This is a genomic window from Salmonella sp. 32070601201500089SM (assembly GCF_017573605.1).
GTDB lineage: Bacteria > Pseudomonadota > Gammaproteobacteria > Enterobacterales > Enterobacteriaceae > Salmonella > Salmonella enterica.
The window spans coordinates 19,803-45,871 of sequence record NZ_JAGETK010000014.1; the positions used below are offsets into that span (position 1 = coordinate 19,803).

Annotated in this window: 24 protein-coding genes and 2 pseudogenes; 19 read left to right on the forward strand and 7 right to left on the reverse strand. The window is 51.7% G+C overall.

Annotation, left to right across the window (positions count from 1 at the left end; all coding sequences use genetic code 11):
• Nucleotides 1-215: 215 nt before the first annotated feature.
• Nucleotides 216-323, reverse strand: coding sequence for a racemase (locus tag J4728_RS24185; protein WP_001667677.1), 108 nt, complete (start codon nucleotides 321-323; stop codon nucleotides 216-218).
• 810 nt (nucleotides 324-1,133) lie between these two features.
• On the opposite strand from J4728_RS24185, the gene J4728_RS19215 reads away from it, so the two are divergent.
• The 6 genes and pseudogenes from J4728_RS19215 to speB all read left to right on the forward strand — a co-directional run bounded on the left by J4728_RS19215 (nucleotide 1,134) and on the right by speB (nucleotide 7,452).
• A complete protein-coding gene (locus J4728_RS19215) occupies nucleotides 1,134-2,606 on the forward strand; it encodes a mannitol dehydrogenase family protein (RefSeq protein ID WP_023242890.1) in 1,473 nt (490 codons plus the stop codon).
• A gap of 2 nt (nucleotides 2,607-2,608) precedes the next feature.
• Nucleotides 2,609-3,625 (forward strand): annotated as a pseudogene (locus J4728_RS19220) (zinc-binding alcohol dehydrogenase family protein).
• Between the two features lie 13 nt (nucleotides 3,626-3,638).
• Entirely contained in the window at nucleotides 3,639-4,646 is a 1,008-nt protein-coding gene (locus J4728_RS19225) for an Ldh family oxidoreductase (protein WP_208212247.1), read from the forward strand.
• Nucleotides 4,647-4,684: 38 nt separating this feature from the next.
• On the forward strand, nucleotides 4,685-5,158 hold the full coding sequence (locus tag J4728_RS19230) for a YhcH/YjgK/YiaL family protein (RefSeq protein WP_000965538.1): 474 nt from the start codon (nucleotides 4,685-4,687) through the stop codon (nucleotides 5,156-5,158).
• Between the two features lie 213 nt (nucleotides 5,159-5,371).
• Nucleotides 5,372-6,328: pseudogene (locus J4728_RS19235) on the forward strand (alpha/beta fold hydrolase).
• A 203-nt stretch (nucleotides 6,329-6,531) separates the two neighbouring features.
• Nucleotides 6,532-7,452 (forward strand): agmatinase, encoded by a 921-nt coding sequence (gene speB, locus J4728_RS19240; protein ID WP_000105550.1) that lies wholly within the window; start codon nucleotides 6,532-6,534, stop codon nucleotides 7,450-7,452.
• Between the two features lie 99 nt (nucleotides 7,453-7,551).
• Here speB and J4728_RS19245 read toward each other — a convergent pair whose 3' ends face one another.
• Nucleotides 7,552-8,310, reverse strand: coding sequence for a M48 family metallopeptidase (locus J4728_RS19245; RefSeq protein WP_000701834.1), 759 nt, complete (start codon nucleotides 8,308-8,310; stop codon nucleotides 7,552-7,554).
• A gap of 275 nt (nucleotides 8,311-8,585) precedes the next feature.
• Here J4728_RS19245 and tkt point away from each other — a divergent pair, with 275 nt between their 5' ends.
• From tkt to J4728_RS19280, 7 genes are all read left to right on the forward strand, one after another.
• Entirely contained in the window at nucleotides 8,586-10,577 is a 1,992-nt protein-coding gene (gene tkt, locus J4728_RS19250; protein WP_000098650.1) for a transketolase, read from the forward strand.
• 315 nt (nucleotides 10,578-10,892) lie between these two features.
• Nucleotides 10,893-11,336, forward strand: coding sequence for a PTS mannitol transporter subunit IIA (gene cmtB / locus J4728_RS19255; protein WP_001518319.1), 444 nt, complete (start codon nucleotides 10,893-10,895; stop codon nucleotides 11,334-11,336).
• Nucleotides 11,337-11,363: 27 nt separating this feature from the next.
• The gene (locus J4728_RS19260; RefSeq protein WP_000400411.1) at nucleotides 11,364-12,743 is read left to right on the forward strand and encodes a PTS mannitol transporter subunit IICB; all 1,380 of its coding nucleotides are present in this window, start codon (nucleotides 11,364-11,366) and stop codon (nucleotides 12,741-12,743) included.
• A gap of 23 nt (nucleotides 12,744-12,766) precedes the next feature.
• Nucleotides 12,767-14,041 (forward strand): zinc-binding dehydrogenase, encoded by a 1,275-nt coding sequence (locus J4728_RS19265; protein ID WP_000853169.1) that lies wholly within the window; start codon nucleotides 12,767-12,769, stop codon nucleotides 14,039-14,041.
• Nucleotides 14,038-15,009, forward strand: a complete 972-nt coding sequence (gene glpX / locus J4728_RS19270) for a class II fructose-bisphosphatase (RefSeq protein ID WP_080110691.1) — start codon at nucleotides 14,038-14,040, stop codon at nucleotides 15,007-15,009. The genes J4728_RS19265 and glpX overlap by 4 nt, the downstream gene beginning before the upstream one ends.
• Before the next feature lie 213 nt (nucleotides 15,010-15,222).
• Nucleotides 15,223-15,732 carry an MltR family transcriptional regulator gene (locus tag J4728_RS19275; protein WP_000209974.1) on the forward strand — a complete coding sequence of 170 codons (510 nt, stop codon included), beginning with the start codon at nucleotides 15,223-15,225 and terminating at the stop codon, nucleotides 15,730-15,732.
• The gene (locus J4728_RS19280; protein ID WP_000684838.1) at nucleotides 15,729-16,445 is read left to right on the forward strand and encodes a nucleoside/nucleotide kinase family protein; all 717 of its coding nucleotides are present in this window, start codon (nucleotides 15,729-15,731) and stop codon (nucleotides 16,443-16,445) included. The genes J4728_RS19275 and J4728_RS19280 overlap by 4 nt, the downstream gene beginning before the upstream one ends.
• On the opposite strand, the gene J4728_RS19285 is transcribed toward J4728_RS19280, so the two are convergent.
• Genes J4728_RS19285 through J4728_RS19305 form a run of 5 tightly spaced genes read right to left on the reverse strand, consistent with a single transcriptional unit; the run spans nucleotide 16,414 to nucleotide 19,499 of the window.
• Nucleotides 16,414-17,103: an energy-coupling factor ABC transporter ATP-binding protein gene (locus tag J4728_RS19285; protein ID WP_208212249.1), complete on the reverse strand. Its 690-nt coding sequence runs from the start codon at nucleotides 17,101-17,103 to the stop codon at nucleotides 16,414-16,416. The genes J4728_RS19280 and J4728_RS19285 overlap by 32 nt on opposite strands.
• Entirely contained in the window at nucleotides 17,097-17,774 is a 678-nt protein-coding gene (locus J4728_RS19290) for an ABC transporter ATP-binding protein (protein WP_001534176.1), read from the reverse strand. Before J4728_RS19290 ends, J4728_RS19285 begins: the two co-directional genes overlap by 7 nt.
• Nucleotides 17,762-18,469 (reverse strand): energy-coupling factor transporter transmembrane component T, encoded by a 708-nt coding sequence (locus J4728_RS19295; protein WP_000553284.1) that lies wholly within the window; start codon nucleotides 18,467-18,469, stop codon nucleotides 17,762-17,764. The genes J4728_RS19290 and J4728_RS19295 overlap by 13 nt, the downstream gene beginning before the upstream one ends.
• Entirely contained in the window at nucleotides 18,470-19,048 is a 579-nt protein-coding gene (locus J4728_RS19300; RefSeq protein WP_000124001.1) for an ECF transporter S component, read from the reverse strand.
• A gap of 25 nt (nucleotides 19,049-19,073) precedes the next feature.
• A complete protein-coding gene (locus tag J4728_RS19305) occupies nucleotides 19,074-19,499 on the reverse strand; it encodes a PPC domain-containing DNA-binding protein (RefSeq protein ID WP_000218567.1) in 426 nt (141 codons plus the stop codon).
• A gap of 373 nt (nucleotides 19,500-19,872) precedes the next feature.
• Between J4728_RS19305 and epd the strand changes: the two genes are divergently transcribed.
• The 6 genes from epd (at nucleotide 19,873) to J4728_RS19335 (ending at nucleotide 26,053) form a co-directional block, all read left to right on the forward strand.
• Nucleotides 19,873-20,919 (forward strand): erythrose-4-phosphate dehydrogenase, encoded by a 1,047-nt coding sequence (gene epd, locus J4728_RS19310; RefSeq protein ID WP_000218338.1) that lies wholly within the window; start codon nucleotides 19,873-19,875, stop codon nucleotides 20,917-20,919.
• A gap of 21 nt (nucleotides 20,920-20,940) precedes the next feature.
• Nucleotides 20,941-22,104 (forward strand): phosphoglycerate kinase, encoded by a 1,164-nt coding sequence (gene pgk, locus J4728_RS19315; RefSeq protein WP_208212251.1) that lies wholly within the window; start codon nucleotides 20,941-20,943, stop codon nucleotides 22,102-22,104.
• 101 nt (nucleotides 22,105-22,205) lie between these two features.
• A complete protein-coding gene (gene fbaA, locus J4728_RS19320) occupies nucleotides 22,206-23,285 on the forward strand; it encodes a class II fructose-bisphosphate aldolase (protein WP_000034386.1) in 1,080 nt (359 codons plus the stop codon).
• 232 nt (nucleotides 23,286-23,517) lie between these two features.
• Entirely contained in the window at nucleotides 23,518-24,378 is an 861-nt protein-coding gene (locus tag J4728_RS19325) for a small-conductance mechanosensitive channel MscS (protein WP_000389833.1), read from the forward strand.
• 199 nt (nucleotides 24,379-24,577) lie between these two features.
• Nucleotides 24,578-25,213 carry an arginine exporter ArgO gene (gene argO, locus J4728_RS19330; protein WP_000626863.1) on the forward strand — a complete coding sequence of 212 codons (636 nt, stop codon included), beginning with the start codon at nucleotides 24,578-24,580 and terminating at the stop codon, nucleotides 25,211-25,213.
• Between the two features lie 93 nt (nucleotides 25,214-25,306).
• On the forward strand, nucleotides 25,307-26,053 hold the full coding sequence (locus J4728_RS19335; protein ID WP_000669854.1) for an oxidative stress defense protein: 747 nt from the start codon (nucleotides 25,307-25,309) through the stop codon (nucleotides 26,051-26,053).
• The last annotated feature ends 16 nt before the right edge of the window (nucleotides 26,054-26,069 follow it).

The window sequence follows — 26,069 nt, forward strand, 5'->3', positions numbered from 1 at the left end:
CTTATCCCAGTCAAACTCTACGCCAATGCTGTAGGTGTCTGGTGCCACGGCGCGATAATTGTCGACCACCAGCGGATGTTTGGTATATTGATCGATCGGGAAACTGTGAACCTCCAGTCAGCCAGTCTCGAATGCGGAAACCAGTCTGACGTGTAATTCCTGCATACCGAGCGAGCATACCAAACGACCGCTATTCGTCGACAGACGCGCCGCCTTCAACCAGCCATTTTCCACAGCGGCAGTTTTTCACGTTTGCCTTTCAAATCCCAAAGGGCGATATCCACTGCAGACATCGCAAACGACGCGATGCCTCCGCAACCCATATAGTGGATATGCTATTCCATAAAGTCATAGATATCGTCAATCGCAGCGCCTCTTTCCCTGACAGTACCGGGGCAAGATCGTGGTCGATCATCGCTTTAATTGCATACCCTCCCTTTCCGCCGGTATAGGTATATCCGGTGCCAGTTGAACCGTCTTCCAGCGTAATCGTCGTGGTTACCAGTTCGAAATGGCTATTATGCCATGTTTCGCGTCAACTAAGACCTCGGTCAGAGGGGCTTTGAAAGCTTTGTTTCAACGTACCTAATCTGCGTCTTCATCAATTTTTTCCTTTTTTCAATCAATGGATTAATTTGCCAATTATGTCTAAAGGTGGCTCACTCCTCATCTCTTTAGCAGCGACCCGGATGATCAAAACCGTAACTGATGTTCTTAGGTTAACGTTGATGCTGATAATAAATTGAGCTCATTAATTCACTAGACAAATTATCAGGTTTGGTTTGCTGTATTTCGGGTGATTATTGAACCAATCATGCGTGACATATATGCTCGCAGCGGGCGTGTTATTCAATAAGATATTGTTTTTCATGGTGTTTAATGATTACTGGTTGTATGGGTGGTATGCCAATTCGTGGCCGATTTTTCTAATCAAAATCACGCTTTTGTGAATCGTAAAATTTATCCTGACAAGTGCATTTTATAACCAATTGATAAATAAATTATTTTTATTCATTGGCTATTAGTCAGCATACCAGGGTGAAGAATCCGGTGCCGTGAGTGTGATCATATTCACGGATTTTGGTATGCTGTTTAAGCAGAATTGGTAAACAAAACAGGAGTGGGAAAAATTCATGGACACCATAGCTCGCCAGTTAGACGCCGCAAGGCACCAATTCAAAACGACTTATTCACGTCAGGGAATGGAAGCCAACATCGTACATATTGGATTTGGCGCCTTTCACCGTGGTCACCAGGCTGTTTATAACGATCTCACGAATGAGATAACCGGCAACCGCTGGGGGATTTTTGAACTGAATCTGTTCGGCGATGCGGAGCTGGTGGATGCGCTAAATGCGCAAGAGGGGCTGTTTTCAGTGGTGGAAACGTCAGCCAGCGCCATCAATAGTCGCCTGGTTCGTACCGTCACCGGCGCGTTGCATACGCCGAAGTCAGGTATTCAGGCGGCGATCGAGAAGCTGACTGAGCCGCAGGTAAAAATTGTTTCGTTGACGATAACGGAAAAAGGTTACTGCACCGATCCGCGGTCCAGAACGCTCGATCTCAGCCATCCGCTCATCAAACACGATCTTGCCGATCCTGAACATCCCCGGTCAGCACTCGGACTAATCGTCGAAGCGCTACGGATACGCCGCCAGCAAGGGCTTCCCCCGTTTAGTGTACTGTCGTGCGATAACATTCCGGAAAACGGTCATTTGACCAAAACGGCGATCGTTACGTTTGCCGATAATCTCGATCCGCAACTGGCGGCCTGGATAGCGAAGCATGTCACCTTTCCTGGCACCATGGTCGATCGCATCGTGCCGGCAATGACGCCAGAGCAATTTGACATGATTAAAGACCAGATCGGTTTTGCCGATCCCTGCGGCATCGTATGCGAGGATTTCCGTCAGTGGGTTATCGAAGATAATTTCGTTGCCGGTCGTCCTGACTGGGATAAAGCAGGGGCGATGTTCGTCTCGGACGTGCTTCCCTATGAAGAAATGAAACTTCGTATGCTGAATGGCAGCCATTCGTTTCTCGCCTATAACGGCAGCCTGGCCGGATATGAGTTTATCTATCAGTGCATGGAAGACGACGCTTTTAAAACCGCCGTACATCATTTAATGACGGAAGAGCAGGCAAAATCGCTGCGCCCGAATTTGGCGGTAGATGTACATCAATATGCGCAGTTGCTCATTGATCGATTCAGCAACCCGAATATTAAACATAAGACCGGACAGATTGCGATGGACGGTTCTCAGAAGCTGCCTCAACGGGCCGTCGATCCTTATCTGACGCTCCAGGCGCGCGGCGTTAAGGGCAGGGCGTTGGCGACGCTGATTGCGGGCTGGCTCCATTACGTCATTAATACGCTCTCTCAGGGGCAGAGTGTGGCCGACCCGCTCAATGATACCTTCAATGCGGCTATTAAAAATAAAAACACGCGATGGGAACAAGCGCTGTCTTTGCTGCAGATAAATAGCATCTTTGGAACGCTGGCCGGCGACAACGCAGATTTTTTAAACGACATTCAGCAGGCCTTTAACCATATTGAATTACATGGCGTCACGGCCACCATTCACCGTTTATCTTCAAAGGGTTAAGTATGAAAACGCTTATCTGTAATAATCCGGGAAATATCGAATACATTGAAAGAGATATTCCTCATTTAAAAGACGATGAAGTACTGTTAAAAATTAAAGCGGTTGGTATTTGCGGCACCGATATCCATGCGTTTGCTGGCCGCCAGCCCTTTTTTGCCTATCCGCGCGTGCTGGGTCATGAAATTTGCGGCGTGGCGGAAATGTTGGGTAAATCGTGCAGCACGGCGAAGGTCGGCCAACGCTATAGCGTTATTCCCTGTATTCCTTGCGGCGCTTGCGCAGCCTGCCGGGAAGGAAAAACCAACTGCTGTGAGAACGTCTCGCTGTATGGCGTTCACTAGGACGGCGGCTTTAGCGAATATCTGGCCGTTCGTGAACAAAATCTGGTTGAACTGTCGGATAACCTCACCGACAGCGCGGGCGCGCTGGTTGAGTGTTTCGCCATCAGCGCCCACGCAGTACGCCGCGCTGACGTGAAGCCGCAGCAAAACATTGTGGTGGTCGGCGCCGGGCCGATTGGGCTGGCCGCCGCCGCGATAGCAAAAGCCAAAGGCTCTCGCGTCGCGGTAGCTGATATTGACGCCGAACGCCGTCGTCTGGTAGCCGAAAAGGTAGGCGTTGCAACGCTCGATCCGTCGTCAGACGACTATATTGATGCGCTGAAAGCCTGTTTCTCCGGTGAATTAGCCGGCACTGTGCTTGATGCCACCGGCAATAAATCCTCCATGAGCCGCGCTGTCGATCTGATTCGCCACGGCGGAAAAATCGTCTTCATCGGGCTGTATATCGGCGAGCTCGTCATTGACGATCCGACCTTCCATAAAAAAGAGACCACGCTATTGAGCAGCCGTAACGCGACGCGGGAAGACTTCGAATGTGTCATTGAGCTAATGGCTCAGGGCGCTATTAGCGAAACAATGATGAAAAACCAGGAATTCGATTTCTATACGTTCGGCAACCAGTACCAGAAGAACGTGGTAGAAAACAAAAAATTGGTTAAAGGCGTTATCAAATTTTAATAGCGGGATAGTTATGTCAACAATATTAGTCAAAGAAAATGAATTGAAAGCGCTGGCGTTTAATAAACTCACCCAGGCGGGTCTTGACGCGCAAACGGCGCAGCAGGTAGCCGACGTTTTGGTTCATGCCGATATCACCGGCGTTCACTCCCACGGCGTTATTCGCGTAGAGCACTATTGTACCCGCCTGAACGCAGGCGGGCTCAATCCAAAAGCAACATTCAGCATCGAACAGATTTCGCCTTCTGTCGCTATTCTGGACTCTGATGATGGAATGGGGCACTGCGCGCTGATAAAGGCGACAGACCACGCTATTAGTCTGGCGAGAGAGACGGGGCTGGGCTTCGTCAGCGTCAAAAATACGTCCCATTGCGGCGCGCTCTCGTGGTTCATTGAGCAGGCGACAAGCCAGGGAATGGTGGCTATCGCCATGACGCAAACGGATACCTGCGTTGCGCCGTATGGCGGCGCGGAGCGCTTTCTGGGGACTAACCCAATCGCCTTCGGCTTCCCCGTTAAAGACAGCCATCCGATGATCGTCGATATGGCGACCAGCGCCATTGCGTTTGGTAAAATTCTGCACGCCAAAGAAACCGGGAAACCAATAGGTCATGGTCTGGCGCTGGATAAAGAGGGACATATCACTACCGATCCGCATAAAATTGAAAATCTGCTGCCCTTTGGCGGACACAAAGGTTCTGGTATTGCCCTGGCGATTGATGCGCTCACGGGCGTCCTGATGGGGGCAAACTTTAGCAACCATATTGTTCGGATGTATGGCGACTATGACAAGATGCGCAAGTTAGCGAGTCTGGTTATCGTTATTGATCCGCAGATGTTGGGCAATCCGCTGTTTTCCTCAATAATGAGCACAATAGTCAATGAGCTAAGGGCTGTAAAACCGATGCCCGGTGTTGATAAAGTGCTGGCGCCAAACGATCCGCAAATCGCCTATAAAGAAAAATGTTTAAAAGAAGGTATTCCTGTGGCTGAAGGTATTTACCAGTACCTGATTGGCTGATAATTATAATCACGACCATTATTTAGGATAACTATAGTATGCTATATGGAAATATAGAGCAGCTTACTTTATTACCTTACGTTAACCACATTATTAAAAAACTTATCATCGAAGCGGTGAAGATAGCTGAAGATCAGCCTGCTGGTAGATATGAACTTTCTTTCCCGGAGTCATTTCTTATGATAAGCGAAGGAGAAACACACTCTTCGTTAAACCGCAAAGCTGAACTTCATAAAAAATATATCGATGTTCAGATTTTACTAAGCGGTTATGAGGAGATTGGCTATTCCAACAAAATTGATACCAGGATAAAGGAGCTTGAGCATCTTCCTGATGACATCATCTTTCCTGAATGTGTCGCTAATGAGCAGTTCGTTACATTAAATCCTGGCGATTTCGCGCTTTTTTATCCCAACCAGGTCCACCGTCCGCTTTGTACGCGTGGTAAACCTGCGCCGGTTAAAAAAGCGATTGTGAAAATTCCGGCCACGGCATTTAGCGAGTCAAGCTAGTCTTGTCAGGCGAAGGAATAAAGAAAGCGCTAAATGCAATTCAGGAAGAGACCTTCAAGTCATCCTGAATTACAGCCAGAATGAATAAGGTGGCACTTTTCTGACTTCAGAGCCTTTTCGCGTTGAGGCTAATCGCGGAAAGGCTTTTTACGTTCTGTAAAAAGAGGATGCGGGGTCTCCCCGGTAAATAAGTGAAAATGATACAAATCGATTTTGATGTTATTTTTGTTCAATCTGAATAATATGGTCTTTTACACGGAAAGTGATTGGCGAGGTGTTATGAATCATATTTTTAAATTAGCATTTATTTTTATTATCAATATTATATTTTTAATAAATGCTTCAGCAACAACGATGGACAAAGATAAATTTGTGGAAGCGAATGGTATCAAAATTCATTACGTTGAAGAGGGCGAGGGGCCTCCGCTGCTGTTGATTCACGGTGGTGGTCTGACGGCGAAAAGTTGGCAGGGATTAGCGAAAGAGGCATCTCGATATTTTCGCGTCATCATGCCGGACAGTCGTGGACATGGATTGACGAATAACCCGCAAGGAACGTTTAGCTATGATCTGATGGCGGAAGATATGGCGGCTTTTGTTAAAGCGCTGAAGCTGGAAAAACCGCTGGTGATGGGTTACAGCGATGGAGGCATGGTCGTTCTGAAGTTAACCAGCTGATACCCGGATCTAGCGCGCGCTGCTATCGTCGGCGGCGCAACGCATCGCTTTGCTACGACCCATTACATGCAGGGGATGGAAATTTTTTATGGTAAAGGAATGCCTCAGGGGCAATTGACGGATCGCGATCTGGATAAAATGGCTTCGGATGCGCCCGGGATGGTTAAATTTTATCAGAACATGCATCATCCAGAGCAAAAAGACTACTGGCGCACGTTCCTCAAAGGTGTCTGGCCAATGTGGACAACGCCCACATCGCTGGCGGAAGAAGAGGTGAAAAAAATCCACATTCCTGTGCTATTACTGGACGGCGACCGGGATGAATTTTTCACCGTTGAAGAAGTTACCGAGCTGTACCGGCTGCTGCCTCAGGCGGAGATGACCCTCATTCCCGGTAGCGGTCACGCCATTTTCCAGACGCCAGGAAAAACACCGCTGTTTTACGCATTAGTGCTTGAGTTTTTACAGCGGCAAATCCCTAAGGCCTCTTAACTGGCCGCGATGACGTATGAGCCTACTGATTTGCGCTGGATATATATTTTTTTCGGGCGTTGTCTACTGTACCTGGCTAAACTGACTTCAATAATGCGGTCTGTCAGAGTAAACTTTGAGCCGTAAACAAATTCAAACCCTTCCTCGTCGGGCCTAACGACGCGGGAGGGTTTTTTTATATTGACTAAGAAGAGGTTTTTGCCATGAGCACCTTAGGTCATCAGTACGATAACTCACTGGTTTCTAATGCGTTTGGTTTTTTACGTCTGCCAATGAACTTCCAGCCGTATGACAGCGATGCCGACTGGGTGATCACTGGCGTACCGTTTGATATGGCAACGTCCGGTCGCGCTGGCGGCCGTCATGGCCCGGCGGCGATCCGTCAGGTGTCGACCAACCTCGCCTGGGAACATCACCGTTTCCCGTGGAATTTTGACATGCGCGAGCGCCTGAACGTCGTGGACTGCGGCGATTTGGTGTATGCGTTTGGCGATGCCCGTGAGATGAGTGAAAAATTACAGGCGCACGCTGAAAAACTGCTGTCTGCAGGCAAGCGTATGCTCTCTTTCGGCGGCGACCACTTCGTCACGCTGCCGCTGCTGCGCGCCCACGCGAAACATTTTGGCAAAATGGCGCTGGTACATTTTGATGCGCATACCGATACCTACGCTAACGGCTGCGAATTCGATCACGGCACGATGTTTTACACCGCGCCGAAAGAAGGCCTGATCGATCCGCATCATTCGGTACAGATCGGTATTCGTACTGAGTTTGACAAAGACAATGGCTTTACCGTGCTGGATGCCTGCCAGGTCAACGATCGCGGCGTGGATGATATCCTCGCTCAGGTGAAACAGATCGTCGGCGATATGCCGGTCTATCTGACCTTTGATATCGACTGTCTGGACCCGGCGTTTGCGCCTGGCACCGGTACGCCGGTGATCGGCGGTTTGACCTCCGATCGCGCCATTAAACTGGTACGCGGTCTGAAAGATCTGAACATTGTCGGTATGGATGTAGTGGAAGTCGCGCCGGCTTACGATCAGTCGGAGATCACCGCTCTGGCGGCCGCGACGCTGGCATTAGAAATGCTCTATATCCAGGCGGCGAAGAAGGGCGAGTAAATTGTTTTGCCGGATGGCGCTGCGCTTATCCGGCCTACAGCTGATTGATGCTTGTAGGCCGGATAAGCGCTCACGCCGCCATCCGGCACTGTTCGGGGGTTATTTGATTCCGTCCGCGCTCATACGATCGCGCACATGCTGTGCGCGTGCGGCGGACGCCGGGTGATCGTCGAACATCGAGCTTTGACGACCCGCTTCCAGTTTTGCCAGTTTCTCAAAGCTGGTGGCGAGTCCTGCCGGACTGATACCGCGTTTGCGCAACAGATCGTAAGAATAATCATCCGCTTCGGACTCCTGACGCTGAGAGAACTGCGAGTTCACCAGTTTTTCGCCAAGATCGCCAAGCTGTGATTGCGACAGGCTGCCGACTACGCCTCCTGCCGATGCCGCCGCAACACGAACGGCGTTAGTGCCCAGCGCGACCTGCATCCCTTTCTTTACATGACCCAGCGCGACATGGCCCATTTCATGGCCGATCACGGCTTCAACTTCGTTGTCGGTCATCATATCCATCAGTCCGCTGTAGACGCGAATACAACCGTTCGCCATGGCAAACGCGTTGACGTCTTTCGTCTCGTAAACCTTATAGTTCACCGGCTGGCCGTTAATGTTATCCCCCAGCGCGGCGGCAATTTTTGTCAGTCGTTTAGTGTATTCGCTGCTCGCCGGCGCGATTTTCGCTTTGCTGTCGAGCTCTTGACAGGATTGATCGCTCAACGCTTTTACCTGCGCATCGCTTAACGTATAGGCCTGAAAAGCTTCAGCGCCCGAAGAAAGCAGTCCATTAGAGTCCATATTCTGGCAACCGGTCAGCACCGTCGCCATGCCCAAAGCAAGCAGTAAAGCGCGAATTTTCATTTTTCTCTTCCATACGAATTAATATTATTTTGAAATGCGCCCGTTGCAGATGAATTAGCGCCTGGGTTAAGTATAAAGAAAAGCGTGGCAGGCAAGTTAGCTAATTGCGCAACATGCGAGCACGATCCGGAGATTTCTGAAGCGGTAAAAGGATGTTCCATGTACATGACGCGCGGCTTGGGGTAAATTGTTGGCAAATTTTCCGGCGTAGCCCAAAACGCGCTGTCGTCAAGTCGTTACGGGCATGGCCTTTCAACATCCGATCTGGAGTCAAAATGTCCTCACGTAAAGAGCTTGCCAATGCTATTCGTGCGCTGAGCATGGACGCAGTACAGAAAGCCAAATCCGGTCACCCGGGTGCCCCGATGGGTATGGCTGACATTGCCGAAGTCCTGTGGCGTGATTTCCTGAACCACAACCCGACCAACCCGTCCTGGGCCGACCGCGACCGCTTTGTGCTGTCCAATGGCCACGGCTCAATGCTGATTTACAGCCTGCTGCACCTCACCGGCTATGACCTGCCGATGTCCGAACTGCAGAATTTCCGTCAGCTACATTCAAAAACCCCGGGTCACCCGGAAGTGGGCTACACCGCTGGCGTTGAAACCACTACTGGCCCGCTGGGGCAGGGTATTGCCAACGCCGTCGGGATGGCGATTGCCGAGAAAACTCTGGCGGCGCAGTTTAACCGTCCTGGCCACGACATCGTTGACCACTTCACCTACGTCTTTATGGGCGACGGCTGCATGATGGAAGGCATTTCTCACGAAGTGTGCTCTCTGGCTGGTACTCTGAAACTGGGCAAACTGATCGCGTTCTATGATGACAACGGTATCTCTATCGATGGTCACGTTGAAGGCTGGTTCACCGATGACACCGCGAAACGTTTTGAAGCCTACGGCTGGCACGTTATCCGTGGCATTGACGGTCACGATGCCGACGCCATTAAACGCGCCACGGAAGAAGCTCGCGCCGTGACTGACAAACCGTCCCTGCTGATGTGCAAAACCATCATCGGTTTCGGTTCGCCGAACAAACAGGGTACCCACGATTCCCACGGCGCGCCGCTGGGCGACGCGGAAATCGCGCTGACCCGCGAACAGTTGGGCTGGAAATACGCGCCGTTCGAAATCCCGTCTGAAATCTACGCCCAGTGGGATGCGAAAGAAGCCGGCCAGGCGAAAGAGTCTGCATGGAATGAGAAATTCGCGGCTTATGAGAAAGCCTTCCCGCAGGAAGCTGCTGAATTCACTCGTCGTATGAAAGGCGACATGCCGGCTGACTTCGATGCGAAAGCGAATGAGTTCATCGCTAAACTGCAGGCGAATCCATCCAAAATCGCCAGCCGTAAAGCGTCCCAGAATGCCATCGAAGCCTTCGGTCCGCTGTTGCCGGAATTCCTCGGCGGCTCCGCTGACCTGGCACCGTCTAACCTGACCCTGTGGTCCGGTTCTAAGGCTATCAACGAAGATGCGGCGGGTAACTATATTCACTACGGTGTGCGCGAATTCGGTATGACCGCTATCGCCAACGGTATCGCCCTGCACGGCGGTTTCCTGCCGTACACCTCCACCTTCCTGATGTTCGTCGAATATGCCCGTAACGCAGTGCGTATGGCAGCGTTGATGAAACAGCGTCAGGTGATGGTCTATACCCACGACTCCATCGGTCTGGGCGAAGATGGCCCGACGCACCAGCCGGTCGAGCAGGTGGCAAGCCTGCGCGTAACGCCGAACATGTCCACATGGCGTCCGTGCGACCAGGTGGAATCCGCGGTGGCGTGGAAATACGGCGTTGAGCGTCAGGATGGCCCAACCGCGCTGATTCTGTCCCGTCAGAACCTGGCGCAGCAGGAACGTACTGAAGAGCAACTGGCGAATATCGCCCGCGGTGGTTACGTACTGAAAGATTGTGCAGGCCAGCCGCAGATTATCTTCATTGCGACCGGTTCTGAGGTTGAGCTGGCGGTTGCCGCTTACGAAAAACTGACTGCCGAAGGCGTGAAGGCGCGCGTGGTTTCCATGCCGTCCACCGACGCGTTCGACAAGCAGGATGCGGCCTACCGTGAAGCTGTCCTGCCGAAAGCGGTCTCTGCGCGTGTGGCGATTGAAGCGGGTATCGCTGACTACTGGTTCAAATACGTCGGCCTGAACGGCGCTATTGTCGGGATGACCACCTTCGGTGAATCCGCCCCGGCAGAGCTGCTGTTTGAAGAGTTTGGCTTCACGGTAGACAACGTGATCGCCAAAGCGAAAGCGCTGCTGTAATCCTTAATACGGCATAAAACGGGTCGCTTCGGCGACCCGTTTTTATTTTTAGATACATTTATTTTTTAGTTAACAAGGTTTTATTTGTGATTTTTATCACAATTTTGATATTTTGTTATTTATTGAATTTGTAATACATATCACAAAATGAAACTTGCTTTTTATTTTTATAACTATAACAGGTTGTTTTATAGATAAATTATAATCATGTCATTTTAAGCGCTCGCTTTTTCGCCTGGATTGATTTCATTTTGCCGCCCGCGTATTTTATTTTTAACGACAGGTTGTACCCTAAAAATAAAATAAGGATAGTTTATGCGGTTAATAGATTATTTTCCTGAAGCATCTATTACAATAAGACCATTGGCACAAAATTGGCAGGAAGCTGTTGATTTTTCCATGTCATCCCTTTTGGCTAATCGTTATATAAATGAAAATTATATTCAGGCTATCAAAGATTCAACAATCAGTAATGGTCCTTACTATATTCTGGCACCTGGTGTCGCGATGCCTCATGCTCGCCCCGAATGCGGCGCGTTAAAAACCGGGATGTCATTAACATTGCTCAGGCAGGATGTGCAGTTTACCGACGAGGATGACGGCATAAAATTATTAATCGGCCTGTCAGCAGCAGATTCAGATTCACATATTGGCGCTATCCAGGCGTTAAGCGAACTATTATGTGAAGAGGATGTTTTAGCGGCGTTATTAGCTGCGAAATCAGAAAAAGAGCTGGCGGATATTATAGCTCGCGCATAATTATTCTCTCCTTTACAGGATATTAATATGGAACACAAGTCTGCTCGTGCAAAGGTCCAGGCCTTTGGGGGCTTTTTGACCGCGATGGTCATTCCCAATATCGGCGCTTTTATTGCCTGGGGTTTTATCACTGCATTATTTATTCCAACCGGGTGGATGCCAAATGAGCATTTCGCCAAAATTGTCGGCCCAATGATTACTTATTTACTGCCGGTAATGATTGGTTCTACCGGTGGACATCTGGTCGGTGGAAAGCGTGGTGCCGTGATGGGGGGAATTGGCACCATTGGCGTTATCATCGGCGCTGATATCCCCATGTTTCTTGGCTCAATGATTATGGGGCCTCTCGGCGGTCTGGTCATTAAATATATTGATCGATTGCTGGAAAAGCGGATTCCCGCCGGTTTTGAGATGGTGATTAATAACTTCTCGCTGGGTATCGCCGGGATGATTTTGTGCCTGCTGGGTTTTGAAGTGATTGGTCCGGCGGTACTTATTGCCAATAACTTTGTGAAGGAGTGTATTGAATCATTGGTACATGCGGGCTATCTGCCGCTGTTGTCTTTAATCAATGAACCGGCAAAAATCCTCTTTTTGAACAATGCCATCGATCAGGGCGTTTATTATCCGTTGGGAATGCAACAGGCGTCGGAAACCGGAAAGTCCATTTTCTTTATGGTGGCCTCTAACCCGGGGCCTGGCTTAGGTTTGCTGCTTGCCTTTACGCTATTCGGCAAAGGAATGGCAAAGAAATCTGCGCCTGGCGCCATGATTATCCATTTCCTCGGTGGGATTCATGAGCTCTATTTCCCCTATGTGCTGATGAAGCCATTAACACTCATCGCCATGATTGCCGGCGGGATGAGCGGAACATGGGTGTTTAACCTGCTGGATGGCGGCCTGGTTGCAGGGCCAAGCCCGGGTTCAATTTTCGCTTACCTGGCGCTGACGCCGAAAGGTTCTTTCCTTGCTACGATTGCTGGCGTAACGGCGGGAACGGCAGTGACCTTTATTATTACCGCTTTCATTTTGAAAATGGAAAAAAGTAGCGAAGCCGACAGCGAAGATACTTTTAGCGATTCCGCTAAAGCGGTGAAAGCCATGAAGCAAGAAGGCAAATTTTCATATCGCGACGTGAAACGCATCGCCTTTGTCTGCGATGCGGGGATGGGCTCCAGCGCAATGGGCGCCACAACGTTCCGCCGACGTCTGGAAAAGGCGGGCCTGACTATCGACGTTAAACATTATGCTATCGAAAATGTACCGGATGATGCCGATATTATCGTTACCCACGCCAGCCTTGAAGGACGGGTTAAGCGAGTCAGCGATAAACCCTTAATACTTATTAAAAACTATATTGGCGATCCGTGCCTTGATGATTTATTTAACCATTTGACATCGAATTAATATTTCAGGTTTCTGGAGTAAATATGAAAACGAAAGTAGCTGCTATATATGGCAAGCGGGATGTCCGTATCCGTGAGTTTGAATTACCCGACATTACGGAGAATGAACTGCTCGTAAGCGTAATTTCCGACAGCGTATGTCTCTCTACCTGGAAAGCCGCTTTATTAGGCAGTGAACATAAACGAGTGCCAGATGACCTGGAAAATCATCCAGTCATTACGGGTCATGAATGTGCTGGAATTATCGTCGAAGTAGGAAAAAATCTGACTGATAAATATAAAAAAGGACAGCGTTTTGTTTTACAACCGGCGATGGGCCTGCCGAGCGGTTATTCTGCTGGCTACAGTTACGAATATTTTGGCGGTAACGCCACGTACATGATAATCCCGGAAGTAGCGATTAATCTGGGCTGTGTTTTACCGTATCACGGCTCATATTTTGCCGCGGCATCGCTGGCGGAACCGATGTGCTGCATTATTGGCGCTTATAACGCCAATTACCATACAACACCTTATGTTTATGAACATCGGATGGGAGTCAAACCCGGCGGTAATATCGCGCTTTTGGCCTGTGCCGGACCGATGGGCATTGGCGCGATTGATTATGCCATTAACGGCGGGATCCAGCCGGCGCGAGTTGTGGTGGTAGATATCGATGAAGCCCGCCTGGCGCAGGCGAAAAAACTGCTGCCGGTCAAACAGGCCGCCGAGAAAGGCATTGAGCTTATCTATGTGAATACCGCGGGCATGGCTGATCCTGCTGCGCAACTTCGGACATTAACCGATGGCGCAGGATTTGATGATGTCTTTGTTTATGCCGCCGTTCCGTCCGTCGTTGAAATGGCTGACGATCTTCTCGCCGAAGACGGTTGTCTGAATTTCTTTGCCGGGCCGACAGATAGCCAGTTCAAGGTACCGTTTAATTTTTACAATGTGCATTACAACAGTACCCATGTCGTAGGGACATCCGGCGGCTCCACGGATGATATGAAAGAGGCTATTACGTTAAGCGCAACAGGACAGCTTCAACCTTCATTCATGGTGACGCATATTGGTGGGCTGGATGCAGTACCGGACACCGTACTCAACCTGCCGGATATTCCCGGCGGTAAAAAGCTTATCTATAACGGCGTCACCATGCCGCTGACGGCGATTACTGATTTCGCCGAAAAAGGAAAAACGGATCCGTTGTTCAGGGAGCTGGCGCGTCTGGTTGAAGAGACGCACGGCATCTGGAACGAAAAAGCGGAAAGATACCTGCTGGCGCAATTTGGCGTGGATATCGGGGAGGCGGCATGATGTCTCTGGCATGGCCGCTATTTCGCATTACGGAGCAGGCAGCACTGGCTGCCTGGCCGCAAACCGGATGCGGCGATAAGAACAGAATTGATGGGCTGGCTGTTACCGCGATGCGACAGGCATTGAATGATATCGCCATCCGTGGGCGGATCGTCATCGGCGAGGGGGAAATCGATCATGCGCCCATGCTGTGGATTGGCGAGGAGGTGGGTAACGGCGAGGGGCCGGAGGTGGATATCGCCGTCGATCCTATAGAAGGCACCCGAATGGTCGCCATGGGACAAAGTAATGCGCTGGCCGTCATGGCGTTTGCGCCCCGGGGCAGCTTGTTACATGCGCCCGATATGTATATGAAAAAGCTGGTTGTAAATCGGCAGGCGAAAGGCGTGATTAATCTGGCGTTATCGTTAACCGATAATCTGCGAAATGTCGCCAGGGCGCTAAATAAGCCGCTGGAGGATCTGCGTATGGTCACGTTAGATAAACCGCGGCTGAAACCGGCCATTACACAGGCGACGCAACTTGGGGTTAAGGTATTCGCTCTCCCCGATGGTGATGTGGCGGCCAGCGTCCTGACCTGTTTGCAGGATAACCCTTATGATCTGATGTATACCATTGGCGGCGCGCCTGAAGGCGTAATTTCCGCCTGTGCGGTAAAAGCGCTGGGCGGTGATATGCAGGCGGAACTGCTCGACTTTTGTGAAGCGAAAGGGGACAACGCTGACAACCGCCTGGTGGCGCAACAGGAGCGTCAACGCTGCGAAGAAATGGGCGTTGCGGTTAACCGCGTCTACTCCCTTGACGAGCTGGCTGCCGGTAATGACATTCTCTTTAGCGCGACGGGCGTTACGGGCGGCGATCTGGTTAACGGGATCCAACGGGTTGCGAACGGTGTGCGCACGCAAACTTTACTGATTGGTAGCGCAGATCGAACGTGTAATATTATAGACTCTCTGCATTCATTGTGACTTATCCCCGTCATTCTTCACGTTGCAAGTACGTTGGCGACGCGCGTTCACACCAGTTACTTACTCATGTAAGCTCCTGGTGGTTCTCTCTCTTGCCGCTTGTCTGCAACTCGAATTATTTAGGGTATATACTCTGGGCTTTTCAGGATAAAGGACGGTGGCAAGTCCACGCCCACCTGTAGCTTGAAAGACGATGAGTATATCGGGATACAAATGACGACGCTGACAGAAGACGATGTGCTTGAGCAACTGGATGCTCAAAATAATTTACTTTCGTTTATGACGACGGCACATAACATTTTGCTCCAGGGCATTAAGCGCTTTCTGCCGTCGCTATTTGTCGATAATGATGAAGAAATTGTGGAATATGCAGTGAAGCCGTTACTCGCCCAAAGCGGGCCGCTTGACGATATCGACGTTGCATTACGTCTGATTTATGCGCTGGGGAAAATGGATAAATGGCTCTACGCTGATATCACCCATTTTTCTCAGTTTTATCAGTACCTGCATGAACAAGACGCGATTCCCGGTTTTGCCGACGACATTACCTGGGACTTCATCAGTAACGTTAACTGTATTACCCGTAATGCGCCCTTATATGGCGCGCTGGAGTCGATGAAGTTTGCCGACTTCGCCGCGTGGTCTGAGGTGCGCTTTACCGGTATGGTCAAAACGGCGATGGCGCTGGCGGTAACGACAATTTTAAAGGAATTAACGCCGTGAAAATCGCATTAACGGTTAATGGGCTGCACGTTGAAGCACATTATCATGATGATGAAATAGAGAAGGTTCACAAGCCCTTACTGCAACAACTGGCTAAAATACATGCCGCTAAACCTGAGCGCCGTACCATCGTTTTTCTTAGCGCGCCGCCCGGCACAGGCAAATCCACGCTGACCACCTTCTGGGAATATCTCTCTCGTCAGGATGCTGGCCTGCCGGAAATTCAAACGCTTCCCATGGATGGCTTTCATTACTATAACCGCTGGCTGGAGGCGCATCATTTACGTGCCTGTAAAGGCGCGCCGGAAACCTTTGACGTTGATAAGCTGGCGGAAAATCTGCGTCTGGTGCGGGCTGGCGAAGCGACCTGGCCGCAGTACGACCGACAGCGGCACGACCCGGTGGAACACGCTGTTGTGGTCACGGCGCCGATCGTGATTGTGGAAGGAAACTGGCTCCTGCGTGATGACGACAGATGGCGCGCGTTAGCGGAGTTTTGCGATTTCTCATTATTTATTCGCGCCCCGGCGGAAACCTTACGCGCCCGGTTGATTGGACGTAAACTGGCGGGAGGATTATCACAGGCGGAGGCGGAAACCTTTTATGAACGCACCGACGGCCCAAATGTGCGCCGGGTGCTGGAAAGTAGCCTGCCAGCCGATCTCATGCTGGAAATGACCTCTACGGGCGAATATCGGATGGCGTGTCCTTAATGATGTTACGCGGCGTTATCGCGCCATTATGCAGCCGTACCCCCCGTGAAAAATGACGCCGGGTAAACGCAGCGTCATGGCTAATCGCCACGACGCTGGTTCCCCGTGCCCGGCATGTCGCCAGCCAGTGTTCAAATACGGTTAGCCAGTGGGCGTCAAAATCCCGGCTGGGTTCATCCAGCAATAACACAGGCGGCGCCATCGCCTCCAGACTGGCGACCGCCACCATCCGGCGCTGCGCGGCGTGCAGATCAAGCGGGTGCGCCTCGGCGACGTCCGTTAGCTGGCATAACCGCAGCGCGGCCTGCGTGCGCCGTGAAATTTCCTCTGCCGATAAGCGTTGTAGTTTCAGCCCAAAAGCGACTTCTTGCGCGACATTGCTGTGGAAAATCTGGTTTTCCGCTTCCTGAAAGAGTACGCCGATAGCGGCGGCGCGTTGACGATTTTTAAGCTGCGCAATCGGCTCTCCATTAAGCGTTACCGAGCCGGAAGTGGGGAAAAGCAGGCCGGCCATAATCCGTAACAGCGTTGATTTTCCCGCGCCGTTATCGCCGGTCAACGCCAGCCATTCGCCGTCATGAAGTTCAAGCGAGATGGCGTGCAGACAGTCGGCTGCGGCATCCGGCCAGCGATAAGCGACCTGATTTAACGTCAACATAATGGGGTTAGCGCTCCGTCGCGCAATTGCCATACCCGCTGGCATCGCGTCAGAAAGGGGAAATGATTACGCTCAAAAAGCACAATGAGAGAATGACGTTCCAGCGCCCACTGTTGTAACCGTTCCAGCAGTGTCCCGGTGGCCGCTGACGTCAGCCGACTGAAGGCTTCATCAAGAACTAATAATCTGGGCTGCATGGCAAGCGCGCTGGCAATCACTACCCGCTGCGTTTCGCCGCCGGAGAGCGTGCCGGGATGACGATGGCGTAACGACTGGCAGTTTGTCAGAGTCAGCGCCTCGTCAATGCGCCGTAGAATTTCCGCTTCATGGAGGCCGAGATTCTCCGGGCCAAACGCCACCTCTTCCTCTACGCTAAAGGTACAGCCGGAAAGCTGTAAATAAGGCGATTGCTGCACCAACTGGATGGTGGGCGACTGTTCTACCAGCGGGAGCTGCCCGATAGGGACGCCAAGCAGTAAGCCTGTGCCGTCAATATCACCGGGAAGATAATCCGGATACCAGCCAGCCATCAGTTGCGCCAGCGTACTTTTTCCGCTGCCGTTATCGCCGACTATCGCCACTATTCCGGGTGTTGAATAGTGGAAATCAAAACATGCCGGCGGGCGTGTCGCATCGGACGGAAGATAACGAAACTGCTCTAACGTAACCATATCCACACTCCCGCTTCCGCCAGTATTAGCAGTACCATGCCATACCGCGCAACCCGTTGTAACATGCTATCTTTTGGCGCCCACAGCGTGGTTCGGGCTCGATGCAGCCGAAACCCCCGCATATCCAACGCCGCGCCGCGTATTGTCAGATCGTTAAGCGCATTTTGCGTAAGCGGCACGATCAGCGCAGGCATTGCCCGTAGCCGCTGATACCAGCCTTCATCCAGCGGTACGCCACGCGCGCGCTGGGCTTCATGAACGATCGTCAGTTGTCGTTTGAGCTGTTCGACGACCAGCAGAGGGCCAGCGAACAGGTAAGCGATGCCGGGCGGCAGACGTGAAGCGAACAGGGCGCGAATAAACCGCTGAACCGGCACATACTGCATCCATAGCTGCGACGTCGACACGATCGCCAGCAGACGTAGCCATAGCGTAACGGCATATACCCAGCGCTGCGGATCGCGAGGCTGCCCGCTTATCCATTCCGTTAGCCAACCGCCATGTACCAGCCATAGCCCAAACCCTAAAGACAGCATCAGCCAGGCGACATACTTCGCCCGCCGCCGCGTTGATTTCAGCGCCAGCAGACAGAGGAAGGCCGCCGCGCTATAAACCGGGAGCACGGTCTGCGCAGGGAGTAGCAGCGTGGTGCAGGTCGCCAGCGCCCATAAGGTTAACGAGGTAAACGGATGCATTTAGCGTACAGCTGACATCGCAGGAAAATGCCGTGTCGTACGTAACGGTAGCTGACGCAACAGCACCCAAACGATGATCGCCGTCAGAATTTTATCGACCAGATTAGCGCCTATGACGGTAATCGCGACCGACTCCACCAGGTTTTGGCCCATTGAATGCATCCAGGCGACGAATAAATCAGCGCCGCTGCCGGTAACGCCGCCAAAAAGCGCGGTACGAAGCGGTACAGCGACCAGCGTCACCGCTAACGTAATGACGACGCCGCTGACGATCACTTTGGGCAGGGTACGAAACCAGCCTGCGCGCGCCAGCCACCCGGCGACCAGACCGATAACCATCGCTACCGGGGCAAACGCGGCAGCGATAGGGTCGGTAAGCAGCCCCCACAGCAAGTTGGTCAGAAGCCCAGTCAACATGCCGATGAACGGCCCTAACAGTACCGCGCTAATTAAGGTGCCGATCGAGTCGAGAAAAATAGGCAGCTTCAACATGCTAATAAGCTGTCCGCCAATCATATTGATGGCAATAGCGATGACAATCAGCACCAGAGACTGGCTGGAAAACGGGCGACGCGCCATAAAGTACCTCTTAAAGAGTCGTCAATTAACGGGAAGAAATATGCAGTTCGTCATAACCGGAAATGGCGCACGGTTGACGGCTGAACGTCAGCGCTGGCAGCTCGCCGATAACCAGTTCCAGCGTGGTACGCACGGTACACCCTGGCATCATATGGCCGCCGAGCATAACCCCGTAGGGATCCGATACCGCGAGATGCAGATGCTCGCCGGTCAATTCAAGCGTGCCGTTTAGCGAGATAACTTCAAACGTGCCGGTGAGCGATGTGGTCGCTTCTTGCCCGGCATAACGCAGCGCAACGTCGGTCAGACTGCCGGTACACCCTGCAATCCAGGCGGCATGTAATTGGTTCTGTTGCACAAAGGCGTGTAATTGGGAAAACACTTCCTGGCCGGGAAGCAGACGAAGCGCGTAAAAGCGCGCTGTAGAGGCATTGTGGTGAGATACAGTCATCGTTACAGGACTCCGAGACTCGGACGTGGCGCTGATAATATAGACGCTGGCGACAGAGCTTTCTGATATAAATCAGTATTTGTGACGCGACGATGAAAAGATCTGACGGATGTACTGGTGATTCTTAAATATGGAATAAATTGCAGCGTAAGCGGCCATGAAATGTGATGCAGGTCAGATAACTGTCTTCTTCGACTGGACAAACATTCCTTTTATTCCCCGTTTCGCTTATTCTAGCTGAAGCGTTTCAGTTAATTAAATGTTCGACAATTAACCAATCAGTCGCAGTTTGCGACAGGTGAGGTTTTACTCGACGATGAGCTGCATTACTCTGTCAGCCTCATCTGAATCGGGATAGCCTTGCAGGAGACCTATGACCGTACGCATAGCGATTAATGGCTTTGGTCGCATCGGGCGTAACGTGGTTCGTGCTTTGTATGAATCCGGACGTCGGGCGGAAATTACCGTGGTGGCCATCAACGAGCTGGCGGATGCCGCAGGCATGGCGCATTTGTTGAAATACGATACCAGCCACGGGCGTTTTGCATGGGAGGTTCGCCACGAGCGCGAGCAGCTTTTTGTCGGCGACGATGTCATTCGTATTCTGCATGAACGAACGCTGGCGGATCTGCCGTGGCGCGAACTGGGCGTGGATGTCGTGTTGGATTGTACGGGCGTATATGGCAACCGGGAGCATGGCGAGGCGCATATTGCCGCTGGCGCGAAGAAAGTGCTCTTTTCTCATCCGGGCAGCAACGATCTTGACGCCACCGTCGTTTTTGGCGTGAACCAGAACCAACTGCGTGCGGAACATCGTATTGTCTCAAACGCGTCCTGTACCACGAATTGCATAATTCCCGTCATTAAATTGTTGGATGATGCTTACGGCATCGAGTCTGGTACCGTCACGACGATCCACTCCGCGATGAACGATCAGCAGGTGATCGACGCGTATCACTCCGATCTGCGGCGCACGCGCGCGGCCAGCCAGTCGATTATCCCGGTAGATACAAAACTGGCGGCAGGCATTACGCGTATATTCCCGCAGTTTAACGACCGTTTTGAGGCGATTGCGGTGCGCGTTCCAACCATTAATGTGACGGCGATCGATTTAAGCGTGACGGTGAAAAAACCAGTAAAAGCCAGTGAAGTCAACCAGTTGCTGCAAAAAGCAGCACAAGGTGCATTTCATGGTATAGTTGACTATACGGAATCACCGTTGGTCTCGATAGATTTTAACCACGACCCGCACAGCGCCATTGTTGATGGCACGCAAACCCGGGTTAGTGGCGCCCACCTGATCAAGACGCTGGTCTGGTGCGATAATGAATGGGGCTTTGCTAACCGGATGCTCGACACCACGTTAGCGATGGCCGCAGTTGGTTTCAGGCTCGACGCGTCAGCGTCGACAAAACTTTAAGCATCATTGAGAGGATTCACCATGTCTGTAATTAAGATGACCGATCTGGATCTGGCCGGGAAACGCGTTTTTATCCGTGCGGATCTGAACGTACCTGTTAAAGAAGGGAAAGTGACCAGCGACGCGCGTATCCGCGCCTCTCTGCCGACCATCGAACTGGCTCTGAAACAGGGCGCGAAAGTGATGGTAACTTCCCACCTGGGTCGTCCTACCGAAGGCGAGTACAACGAAGAATTCTCTCTGCTGCCGGTTGTTAACTACCTGAAAGACAAACTGTCTAACCCGGTTCGCCTGGTCAAAGATTACCTGGACGGCGTTGACGTGGCCGAAGGTGAGCTGGTGGTTCTGGAAAACGTTCGCTTTAACAAAGGCGAAAAGAAAGACGACGAAGCGCTGTCTAAAAAATATGCCGCCCTGTGTGACGTATTCGTGATGGACGCCTTTGGTACTGCGCACCGCGCGCAGGCTTCCACCCACGGTATCGGCAAATTTGCTGATGTTGCGTGCGCAGGCCCGCTGCTGGCCGCTGAACTGGATGCTCTGGGTAAAGCGCTGAAAGAACCGGCTCGTCCGATGGTGGCTATCGTTGGTGGTTCTAAAGTATCTACCAAACTGACCGTTCTGGATTCCCTGTCTAAAATCGCTGACCAGCTGATTGTCGGCGGAGGTATCGCCAACACCTTCGTTGCCGCTCAGGGCCACAGCGTCGGTAAATCCCTGTACGAAGCTGACCTGGTTGACGAAGCAAAACGTCTGCTGACCACTTGCGATATCCCGGTTCCGACCGATGTTCGCGTTGCCACCGAGTTCTCCGAAACCGCACTGGCGACTCTGAAATCCGTTAACGACGTGAAAGAAGACGAGCAGATCCTGGATATCGGCGATGCTTCCGCTCAGCAGCTGGCTGAAATCCTCAAGAATGCCAAAACCATTCTGTGGAACGGCCCGGTTGGCGTGTTTGAGTTCCCGAACTTCCGTAAAGGGACTGAAATCGTGGCGAATGCCATCGCTGATAGCGAAGCGTTTTCCATCGCTGGCGGCGGCGACACCCTGGCGGCAATCGACCTGTTCGGCATTGCTGACAAAATTTCCTACATTTCTACTGGCGGCGGCGCATTCCTCGAATTCGTGGAAGGTAAAGTTCTGCCAGCCGTAGCGATGCTCGAAGAGCGCGCTAAGAAGTAATCGTTACGGGCAGGGATTCCTGCCCGTTGATTTATCGCCGATCTGACATTCAGGGCGGCCCGTGTTTTTTCCCAAAGCCCGACGATACAGGACAACGAAACATGTCTAAAATTTTTGATTTCGTAAAACCAGGCGTGATCACTGGTGATGACGTACAGAAAGTGTTCCAGGTAGCAAAAGAAAACAATTTTGCTCTGCCGGCAGTTAACTGCGTGGGCACTGATTCCATCAACGCTGTTCTGGAAACCGCTGCAAAAGTTAAAGCGCCGGTCATCGTTCAGTTCTCCAACGGCGGCGCGTCCTTCATCGCGGGTAAAGGCGTGAAAACTGACGTACCTCAGGGCGCGGCAATCCTGGGCGCTATCTCTGGCGCGCATCACGTTCATCAGATGGCTGAGCACTACGGCGTGCCGGTTATCCTGCACACTGACCACTGCGCGAAGAAACTGCTGCCGTGGATCGACGGTCTGCTGGACGCGGGTGAAAAACACTTCGCGGCTACCGGTAAACCGCTGTTCTCTTCTCACATGATTGACCTGTCTGAAGAGTCTCTGCACGAAAACATCGAAATCTGCTCCAAATACCTGGCGCGCATGTCCAAAATTGGCATGACTCTGGAAATCGAACTGGGTTGCACCGGTGGCGAAGAAGACGGCGTGGACAACAGCCACATGGACGCTTCTGCCCTGTACACCCAGCCGGAAGATGTTGATTACGCGTACACTGAGCTGAGCAAAATCAGCCCGCGTTTCACCATTGCCGCTTCCTTCGGTAACGTACACGGCGTTTACAAGCCGGGTAACGTGGTTCTGACCCCGACCATTCTGCGTGATTCTCAGGACTATGTTTCTAAGAAACACAACCTGCCGCACAACAGCCTGAACTTCGTTTTCCACGGCGGTTCCGGTTCTACTGCTCAGGAAATCAAAGACTCCGTAAGCTACGGCGTAGTGAAAATGAACATCGATACCGATACCCAATGGGCAACCTGGGAAGGTGTTCTGAACTACTACAAAGAAAACGAAGCGTATCTGCAAGGTCAGCTGGGCAACCCGAAAGGCGAAGATCAGCCGAATAAGAAATACTATGACCCGCGCGTATGGCTGCGTGCTGGCCAGACTTCGATGATCGCTCGTCTGGAAAAAGCATTTAAAGAACTGAACGCGATTGACGTTCTGTAATATAATCTGCTGATTGAAATGGCTTCCCTCGGGAAGCCATTTTTTTATCGTTATTTCCGGAGAGCGGCGTTAGTTAGCGCTTTCATCCGGCCAACTCACAATGTACCTGCCTTTTTTGGTTTTGGGATGATGCCGAAAAATGGCATATTCCTCTGTTTTTGTTTACCTTTAAAAAGTTCTTTTCGTGAGAATGATCTCATTTGCTTATTTTGCTATGACCAAGGAATATTGAATGGAAGATTTGAATGTTGTCGACAGCATAAATGGTGCGGGCACCTGGCTGGTACGCAACCAGGCGTTATTGCTCAGCTATGCTGTGAATATTGTTGCGGCTATCGCTATTATCATCATCGGCTTGATTGTAGCGCGCGTGATCTCCAATACGGTAAATCGTCTGATGCGTGCGCGTCATATTGATGCGACAGTGGCCGACTTTCTTTCTGCGCTGGTGCGCTATGGGGTTATCGCTTTTACGCTGATTGCGGCTCTGGGTCGCGTGGGGGTTCAAACCGCCTCGGTTATTGCCGTACTGGGCGCCGCTGGTTTAGCCGTTGGCCTGGCATTACAGGGATCGCTTTCTAACCTTGCGGCTGGGGTATTGCTGGTTATGTTCCGTCCGTTCCGCGCCGGTGAGTATGTCGATTTAGGCGGCGTTGCCGGTACGGTACTTAACGTGCAAATCTTTTCCACGACAATGCGCGCGGTAGACGGCAAAATTATTGTGATTCCGAATGGCAAAATTATCGCGGGAAATATCATCAACTATTCTCGTGAGCCGGTTCGCCGTAACGAATTCATTATTGGGGTGGCCTACGATTCGGATATCGATCAGGTGAAACAGCTGCTAACGACGATTATCGAGTCCGACGATCGTATTTTAAAAGATCGCGAAATGACGGTGCGTTTGAATGAGCTGGGCGCCTCATCAATTAATTTTGTGGTGCGTGTCTGGAGTAAAAGCAGCGACCTGCAAAATGTCTACTGGGACGTGCTGGAACGTATTAAACGTGAATTCGACGCCGCTGGTATTAGCTTCCCGTACCCGCAGATGGACGTCAATTTTAAACGCGTGAAAGATAACGCCGCGGAGTAATTTTCTCCCGCGCTGCCTGCCGGCGCTGCGCTTATCCGCCTCCAGTATTCTCTGGTTATTGAGCGGATAAGCGTAGCCGCTATCCGTTATTCAGTCTCTTTATTAGCTTTTCTTATTAGTGATTAAAATTATCAATTTCCGCTAATAATATTCCCGCGCTATAGTCTGCCTTTAAGAAAAACAGCTCAGGGTAGTTAACGTGATATCTTATTATTTTCAAGGGTTTGCCCTTGGCGCCGCCATGATCCTTCCGCTTGGCCCGCAAAATGCGTTTGTGATGAATCAGGGAATTCGTCGCCAGTACCACCTCATGATAGCGCTGCTTTGCGCGTTAAGTGATTTAGTCCTGATTAGCGCCGGTATTTTTGGCGGTAGCGCGTTGCTGATGCAGTCGCCGTGGCTGCTGGCGCTGGTCACATGGGGCGGGGTCGCGTTCTTGTTATGGTACGGTTTTGGCGCGCTGAAAACGGCAATGAGCAGTAATCTGGAGCTGGCAAGCGCCGAGGTTATGAAGCAGGGGCGCTGGAAAATTATTGCTACGATGCTGGCGGTAACGTGGCTGAATCCGCACGTTTATCTGGATACGTTTGTCGTGTTGGGCAGTCTCGGCGGACAACTGGCTATGGAGCCAAAGCGCTGGTTCGCCCTCGGCACGATTAGCGCGTCGTTCTTATGGTTTTTTGGGTTAGCGCTACTGGCGGCCTGGCTTGCGCCTCGACTGCGTACGGCGAAAGCTCAACGCATTATCAACATTCTGGTTGGGGTGGTGATGTGGCTTATCGCCTTCCAACTGGCGCGGGAAGGCGTCGCGCATATGCACGCGCTTTTCAACTAAGCGTTGTCTGATGGACAACAGGCCGATATCCGCTAAGCTTGCCTGCATGCGCCCTGTATATCAGGGCAATGACTGCAATATGGAGGAGAGACTGTGAAGTTCAAAGTGATGGCCCTGGCGGCATTAGTGGGTTTAAGTGCAATGTCGGCGCAGGCAAGCGAATTGCCGGAAGGCCCGCACATCGTGACTTCCGGTACGGCAAGCGTCGATGCTGTGCCTGATATCGCCACCTTAGCGATTGAAGTGAACGTCGCGGCGAAGGACGCGGCGACGGCGAAGAAGCAGGCCGATGAGCGCGTGGCGCAATATCTTTCCTTCCTTGAGCAAAATCAGATTGCGAAAAAAGACATTAGCGCGGCGAATCTGCGCACGCAGCCGGATTATGATTACCAAAACGGTAAAAGCATTCTGAAAGGGTATCGTGCGGTGCGAACCGTTGAGGTGACGCTGCGTCAGTTAGATAAACTTAATTCTCTGCTGGACGGCGCGCTGAAGGCGGGTCTGAACGAGATTCGTTCGGTATCGCTGGGCGTGGCGCAACCGGACGCCTATAAAGACAAGGCCCGCAAAGCCGCCATTGATGACGCGATTCATCAGGCGCAAGCGCTGGCAGCCGGTTTTAACAGCAAATTGGGGCCGGTTTACAGCGTTCGTTACCATGTCTCTAATTATCAGCCGAGTCCGGTGGTGCGAATGATGAAAGCCGCAGATGCTGCGCCGGTATCTGCGCAGGAAACTTACGAGCAGCCGACCATTCAGTTCGACGATCAGGTCGATGTGGTATTCCAGCTTGAACCTGGAACAGGGCAGACGTCGACAACGGCCGCCAGCACGCAGTAATCTCACCCGGCCTGGG

Coding starts and splice junctions, on each gene's coding strand:
- J4728_RS19300 (WP_000124001.1), bottom strand. CDS start 19,048: ATGGCGCGTCGCCCGTTTTCCAGCCAGTCTCTGGTGCTGATTGTCATC.
- J4728_RS19265 (WP_000853169.1), top strand. CDS start 12,767: ATGAAAACGAAAGTAGCTGCTATATATGGCAAGCGGGATGTCCGTATC.
- epd (WP_000218338.1), top strand. CDS start 19,873: ATGACCGTACGCATAGCGATTAATGGCTTTGGTCGCATCGGGCGTAAC.
- pgk (WP_208212251.1), top strand. CDS start 20,941: ATGTCTGTAATTAAGATGACCGATCTGGATCTGGCCGGGAAACGCGTT.
- J4728_RS19290 (WP_001534176.1), bottom strand. CDS start 17,774: ATGGTTACGTTAGAGCAGTTTCGTTATCTTCCGTCCGATGCGACACGC.
- glpX (WP_080110691.1), top strand. CDS start 14,038: ATGATGTCTCTGGCATGGCCGCTATTTCGCATTACGGAGCAGGCAGCA.
- J4728_RS19215 (WP_023242890.1), top strand. CDS start 1,134: ATGGACACCATAGCTCGCCAGTTAGACGCCGCAAGGCACCAATTCAAA.
- J4728_RS24185 (WP_001667677.1), bottom strand. CDS start 323: ATGGGTTGCGGAGGCATCGCGTCGTTTGCGATGTCTGCAGTGGATATC.
- J4728_RS19295 (WP_000553284.1), bottom strand. CDS start 18,469: ATGCATCCGTTTACCTCGTTAACCTTATGGGCGCTGGCGACCTGCACC.
- speB (WP_000105550.1), top strand. CDS start 6,532: ATGAGCACCTTAGGTCATCAGTACGATAACTCACTGGTTTCTAATGCG.
- J4728_RS19275 (WP_000209974.1), top strand. CDS start 15,223: ATGACGACGCTGACAGAAGACGATGTGCTTGAGCAACTGGATGCTCAA.
- tkt (WP_000098650.1), top strand. CDS start 8,586: ATGTCCTCACGTAAAGAGCTTGCCAATGCTATTCGTGCGCTGAGCATG.
- J4728_RS19285 (WP_208212249.1), bottom strand. CDS start 17,103: ATGTTGACGTTAAATCAGGTCGCTTATCGCTGGCCGGATGCCGCAGCC.
- J4728_RS19245 (WP_000701834.1), bottom strand. CDS start 8,310: ATGAAAATTCGCGCTTTACTGCTTGCTTTGGGCATGGCGACGGTGCTG.
- J4728_RS19325 (WP_000389833.1), top strand. CDS start 23,518: ATGGAAGATTTGAATGTTGTCGACAGCATAAATGGTGCGGGCACCTGG.
- J4728_RS19305 (WP_000218567.1), bottom strand. CDS start 19,499: ATGACTGTATCTCACCACAATGCCTCTACAGCGCGCTTTTACGCGCTT.
- cmtB (WP_001518319.1), top strand. CDS start 10,893: ATGCGGTTAATAGATTATTTTCCTGAAGCATCTATTACAATAAGACCA.
- fbaA (WP_000034386.1), top strand. CDS start 22,206: ATGTCTAAAATTTTTGATTTCGTAAAACCAGGCGTGATCACTGGTGAT.
- J4728_RS19225 (WP_208212247.1), top strand. CDS start 3,639: ATGTCAACAATATTAGTCAAAGAAAATGAATTGAAAGCGCTGGCGTTT.
- J4728_RS19230 (WP_000965538.1), top strand. CDS start 4,685: ATGCTATATGGAAATATAGAGCAGCTTACTTTATTACCTTACGTTAAC.
- J4728_RS19260 (WP_000400411.1), top strand. CDS start 11,364: ATGGAACACAAGTCTGCTCGTGCAAAGGTCCAGGCCTTTGGGGGCTTT.